The sequence below is a fragment of the Paenibacillus timonensis genome, assembly GCF_022427145.1.
Taxonomy (GTDB): Bacteria; Bacillota; Bacilli; order Paenibacillales; family Paenibacillaceae; genus Fontibacillus; species Fontibacillus timonensis.
In genome coordinates, this window is sequence record NZ_JAKSXN010000116.1 from 1 (window position 1) to 5,234 (window position 5,234).

Here is a 5,234-nt window from a genome sequence, read left to right on the forward strand (position 1 = left end):
CAAAAGCAGCCATCCTGTTAGGATGACTGCTTGCATGAATCGGGACGACACGATTCGAACATGCGACCCCCTGGTCCCAAACCAGGTGCTCTACCAAGCTGAGCTACGTCCCGTAATCGAATGGCTTACCGATTTTCTAAAATCGGGCCACTTTTTCTATTATAGCGGCATCATTGAAGAAGTCAAGGACTAATATTCGATTTTCTCGGTTGAGGTTCTCCAGGAATGAAAAGGGAGCAGGCTTTGATCCGTTCGCAGCTGCCTCATCGGAATGGATCGTTGGGTCAGTGGTAGAGCGATTTCTTCGTAGATGAATTGATCATCAAATCCGATGTCTGCGGCTTCCTCTTTGGTGCAGGCATAATATACGGCATCAGGACGAGACCAGTAAATGGCTCCGATACACATCGGACAGGGCTCGCAACTGCTGTAGATCGTGCAACCTTTGAGCTGAAAATCGTTCAAGGTTCTGCAAGCCTCACGGATCGCCTGAACCTCGGCATGGGCCGTCGGATCGTTCAAGGCGGTGACGCGATTACGTCCCGTCCCAATAATTTTCCCGTCCTTGACGACAATGGCTCCAAACGGGCCTCCATCGGCATGGCGGACGTTCTCAACCGCTTCACGGATGGCCACTTCCATCCAATCGCTATGTTCCCTTACAGTCAACGTCATCGCTACATTCTCCCCTCCGGCGTGCTCAGCGTTGTATTTCTCCGCATTATACCTCGCATCCAGAGAAGCAGCCACCGCCTTCGGGAAGGTTTGTGCATAGAAACAAAAAAACAGGTTCGATCGCTAGCCCGAAAGCCAAACGATGAACCTGTCTGTTGAATGCCGGTGAAGGGACTCGAACCCCCACGGTTTCCCTCACGATTTTGAGATTGGCGCTATGGAAGGAGGGAACCACTCATTCGCCAATCGCCGAGATTCCGCATAGGACAAGGGAAGTCGGACATGGATTATTTTCCCACCGACCCAAAACGTCCCTTGTTTTCCGACAGGGTTGTATGCGCTCGCTAAACCCACAGATTGACGCGGCTCAAGGCCGTCAGGCGCGCCAATCTTTTCACCGCACCAAACTCCCAATCCAAATTCTGGGAGTGATATGCAATGTTGCAAGGAAAAAATTTTGATGAAACTATTGTAGCGTACGACGCAGTTTCGGCAAAAAACCAATACGCCGAAGCCGTCCGGCTGTTCTTGATGGACTGCCAGTTTCGCAATCTCTCCAAGTTTACCATAGACGGTTACCACGTCTATCTCAAATCGTTGCAACGCGATCTTGAAGATTGGTGCCTTTCCCTGGATACTCTGACCCCTAAAGACCTCTCCGTCCGCATGATTAACAAAATGCTCGAACAGCAATATAAGCCCAATACGATCAACGGAAAGATTCGCACGCTTCAGCAGTTTTTCAAATTTTTATTCGAGGATGGATTACTGACGACTAACATTGCCGAAGGGTTAAAGCCCCTCAAGAACAAACGGCAAGTCGTTCATATTTTTTCCGAAGAGCAAGTCAAACGAATTCTAGCCTCCCCCGATCAAACTACATTTACCGGATTACGGGACTATGCCATTATGCTTCTTTTCCTTGAAACCGGCATACGCGTCATCGAAATGAGCCGTTTGAAAATCTCAGATGTGAATTTTGAGGAAAATACGGTGCACATTCAAATGGGGAAAGGACGTAAATTCCGATTGGTGCCATTTCAGGCCACATGTGCGGAGATCCTCAAACGATATATTGTGGAACGGGGAGATCAGCCCTTCGACGACATCTGGATTACAGTATTCAATATGCCCATGGCGAGAAATTCCTTCATTAAAATGGTGAAGGCGTATTTTCATCGAGCCGGCATTACTGGCGTGGAAGGAGCCTGCCATGTGTTTAGACACACGATGGCGAAATTGTTTTTGATGAATGGCGGGGACATTTTTACTTTGCAATACCTCCTCGGCCACGCCAACCTCGAAATGACTCGCTACTACGTCGAGTTGTTCAGCACCGATATTCATAAACAGCACGAAAAGTACAGCCCGATTGAGAACCTCGCGGACGAAGGCAACTTCAATGAAAGCGAGGTGCAGTAAACATGGAGATGCCAGTAAAACGTCGTAAAAATACACTTACCTCCACTGCTACTCAAGTAGTTGCCCCAACATCGGCAGCTACACCGAGCAAACCGCAAATCGGTTTTCCCAAACTGCTGCAATCATTTGTGTTTGAATGCCGGGCCAAAAATTTATCCGATCGAACTATCGAGTTTTATGAAGAAAATATGATCATGATGCAGAAGACTTTCGAAGAACAAAACCAGGACTTTGACGTCCTCACCATGACCAACCGGGACATCAAGCATCATTATATCGGATATATGCTTGGCAAAGGACTGGCCAGCAACACGGTAAACGGACGCATCAAAACCTGCAAAGCGTTTTTCAAGTTTTTGCATGCAGAAGGCTATATCAAGCATAAACTGGCAGACGAACTAAGGCTGGTCAAGGCGGAAAAGAAAATGATCCAAACCTTTACCAAAGAGCAGTTGCTTGCCCTGCTCAACCAACCCAATCGCCAAACCTTTACGGGATTTCGGGATTATACGATCATGATGGTTATGCTGGAAACGGGGATGCGGATCGGAGAATTGCTGAACTTGAAGGTCGGCGATCTTTTCTTAAAAGAAATGGAGATCCGAATTGTTCGGGGCAAGGGCGGAAAAGCGCGACGCGTTCCGATTCAAAAAACGTGCGTGAAAGTGTTGAAACAATACTTGGCCGAACGCGGTGACGTAGAGACGGACTGGCTCTTCGTGAATGTAGAGGGTACGGCCCTTCATACTCGAACCATACAGGAAAACATTCAGGAGTATGGGAAGTTAGCCGGCATATCGGGCGTACGGGTATCGCCTCATACATTCAGACATACGATGGCGAAGTTCTATATTCTGAACGGCGGCGATGTTTTTACCCTCCAGCAAATTTTAGGCCACAGCACACTGGACATGGTCCGATACTATGTAGAGCTGTTTAGCAAGGATATCCGGGAGCAGCATCAGAAACATAGTCCGGTGGAGAATATGAGGAGATAAAAGATACGAATGGAGGATACCAACAGTAGGTATCCTCTTTTTATTAGTTGTTACTACGTAAAAAATATCCTGTTAGATGGAATTTTTGAATTAATAGAGTGTACTTTGCCTCACACTTTGCTAATCAAAAAGTTTTAAGCTTATAAAGACTTTGATTTACCGCATTAACCCAGTGTTCCTTTTCCTGCACTTGTCCGGATGCCACTTTCACATAAGCTACAAGTTCAGCAAAAATATTATTCTTAGGCGCCTCAATATTTAATGTACTATGCATGAACTCTAAGCGATTTATAATTGGTTTTGCTATTTCTTTATTGCTGGCAGCTATAGCCTTATCCACAAGCATCTCAATTTCCGAAATTTCTTCGCTTGTGAACTCCCTTTTGCTTTCCATTTACATTCCCCTTCGACCTTTTATATTTACTCTCATACTGACTATACTTGTCGGTTCTAAATAATTCTTATGCTACTTCTTTAATTACTTTGAGAAGTTTATCAGCCACTGCTAGCTCCCAACGGTCGAGGGGAGTATCCAGCCAGTATAGACTCTTTAGTTAATATATCATTCTCATTTATCCAAATCGAATAGTACTGTGAACTCGGATCAATGGGATTTCTTTCAATGTGTTCTTGAAAGTTGACGTAATAGAATGTATTATTTACAACAGAAAAAACAACAACTAATAAAGAATCGATAGAATCCATCCAATTTTTCGCTTGTTTCATTGTAATACGCAAGCTTTTTCGTCTATTTTGAAAAACCAAATTATCTACTATACGATGATAGCAAAAAACTCGATTTATCCCTTCTACAAACATATAGTCAATATCAAAGTCATGGTATACCTTTTCAAAATTACATACCTTTTGCAATTCAGCTTCAAATATTTGTTCATTAATGTTATCAGGGGAACAAGACTCTTCAATATTAGAATAGTATGGTCCAACTGTCTCTTCTTCAAATGATATTAACATAGATTCAAGTTTTTCTTTCAATCCTTCAGTTAATAAATCTGGATTTTCTGCAGCTTCAATTTGAGAAATCACATTCCTTAACGCATTGGTTCTTTGCGCAATTAATCTTTGATGTTCTACACGTTTCTGTCTTATTTTCCGCTGGCTTTTTTGGTTTAATTTGAATGTTTCTATAAATTGTTCCCCTCTGGGGGTAAGAACCTGCAGTTTAAAGTCTTCGGCAGTAGAAAGCGCTATATGAGTGCCATATATTTTTTCTTTGCATGGATTCAGTAGCAATTCATTCCATGTATCACTTTTTCCTGAAGGTCCGTTGCATAGTCTGCAGGAATAAAATAAATTATCATATTGATGAACATCGTATGTATCGTCCGATAATACTTGAGGCATAAAATGGTCTATTTCAAAATACTTATGACCGGAAATCACCTCAGCTTCACTTGTGTGACAATAAGCACACTTATAGTTAAAATCAATTCTCAAATATTTTTTACATAGGTTTTGACCGTACCGAAAGAATCTTATCTTTCTGATAAATTCCGATGACATATGATCCTTCACCCTAATCTTTTTTAACTAATTTATCTAGCGAATTACTGATTTTCTTAAGTTCTTGAAGTTGTGCATCTACTATCTCTTGCTTCTTATCAAGTCCTCTTTGAACTTCCGCCTGGAATTCATCAACTTCCTTTCTATAAGTAGCTCTTCTGATGCGATTAATAATCCCATCGAATTGTTTTACAAAGTCATCTTTTTTTATAGTTTGATCAAATTCTCCTAATTCTTGTATTGACTTGTCGTCATAAGAAAAATTAGTCAACAAAAGGATGTATATTGAAGAGTCATGCTTACGTATACTTTTTAGCACATCAAATCCATCGTATGATACCCCTTGTTTTTCTAAATGATTATCAATGATTACAAAATTAACATCATATTTACAAATAAGATCATAATAATCATCAGGCGATTCCAATAATTTTCCTTCATGCAGGATTTCGATATCTGCTTCTTCAAAAAATTGTCCGTAACTAGTAATATTTGATAAATCATCTTCGATATAAAATCCCTTAAGAGCCATAATTCTTCTCCTTTTTAAAAATGAATTCGAATGTCGCTCCTCCATGTTCTGAAGAATTTGCTGCTAGACTAAAAAGTAGAATT

Annotated in this window: 6 protein-coding genes and 1 tRNA gene; 2 read left to right on the forward strand and 5 right to left on the reverse strand. The window is 41.8% G+C overall.

The window, feature by feature from the left end; genetic code table 11:
• Positions 1–39: 39 nt before the first annotated feature.
• Together MJ257_RS24270 and MJ257_RS24275 are read right to left on the reverse strand one after the other, a co-directional pair.
• Positions 40–113, reverse strand: a tRNA-Pro gene (locus MJ257_RS24270).
• A 76-nt stretch (positions 114–189) separates the two neighbouring features.
• Entirely contained in the window at positions 190–675 is a 486-nt protein-coding gene (locus MJ257_RS24275; protein WP_240271753.1) for a nucleoside deaminase, read from the reverse strand.
• A 438-nt stretch (positions 676–1,113) separates the two neighbouring features.
• Here MJ257_RS24275 and MJ257_RS24280 point away from each other — a divergent pair, with 438 nt between their 5' ends.
• Together MJ257_RS24280 and MJ257_RS24285 are read left to right on the forward strand one after the other, a co-directional pair.
• Entirely contained in the window at positions 1,114–2,097 is a 984-nt protein-coding gene (locus MJ257_RS24280; RefSeq protein ID WP_240271754.1) for a tyrosine-type recombinase/integrase, read from the forward strand.
• A 2-nt stretch (positions 2,098–2,099) separates the two neighbouring features.
• Positions 2,100–3,095: a tyrosine-type recombinase/integrase gene (locus MJ257_RS24285; RefSeq protein ID WP_240271755.1), complete on the forward strand. Its 996-nt coding sequence runs from the start codon at positions 2,100–2,102 to the stop codon at positions 3,093–3,095.
• A gap of 124 nt (positions 3,096–3,219) precedes the next feature.
• On the opposite strand, the gene MJ257_RS24290 is transcribed toward MJ257_RS24285, so the two are convergent.
• From MJ257_RS24290 to MJ257_RS24300, 3 genes are all read right to left on the reverse strand, one after another.
• Positions 3,220–3,489, reverse strand: a complete 270-nt coding sequence (locus MJ257_RS24290; RefSeq protein ID WP_178020361.1) for a hypothetical protein — start codon at positions 3,487–3,489, stop codon at positions 3,220–3,222.
• A gap of 101 nt (positions 3,490–3,590) precedes the next feature.
• Positions 3,591–4,619: an HNH endonuclease gene (locus MJ257_RS24295; RefSeq protein ID WP_178020363.1), complete on the reverse strand. Its 1,029-nt coding sequence runs from the start codon at positions 4,617–4,619 to the stop codon at positions 3,591–3,593.
• A 13-nt stretch (positions 4,620–4,632) separates the two neighbouring features.
• On the reverse strand, positions 4,633–5,151 hold the full coding sequence (locus tag MJ257_RS24300) for a response regulator (protein WP_178020365.1): 519 nt from the start codon (positions 5,149–5,151) through the stop codon (positions 4,633–4,635).
• Positions 5,152–5,234 lie beyond the last annotated feature (83 nt).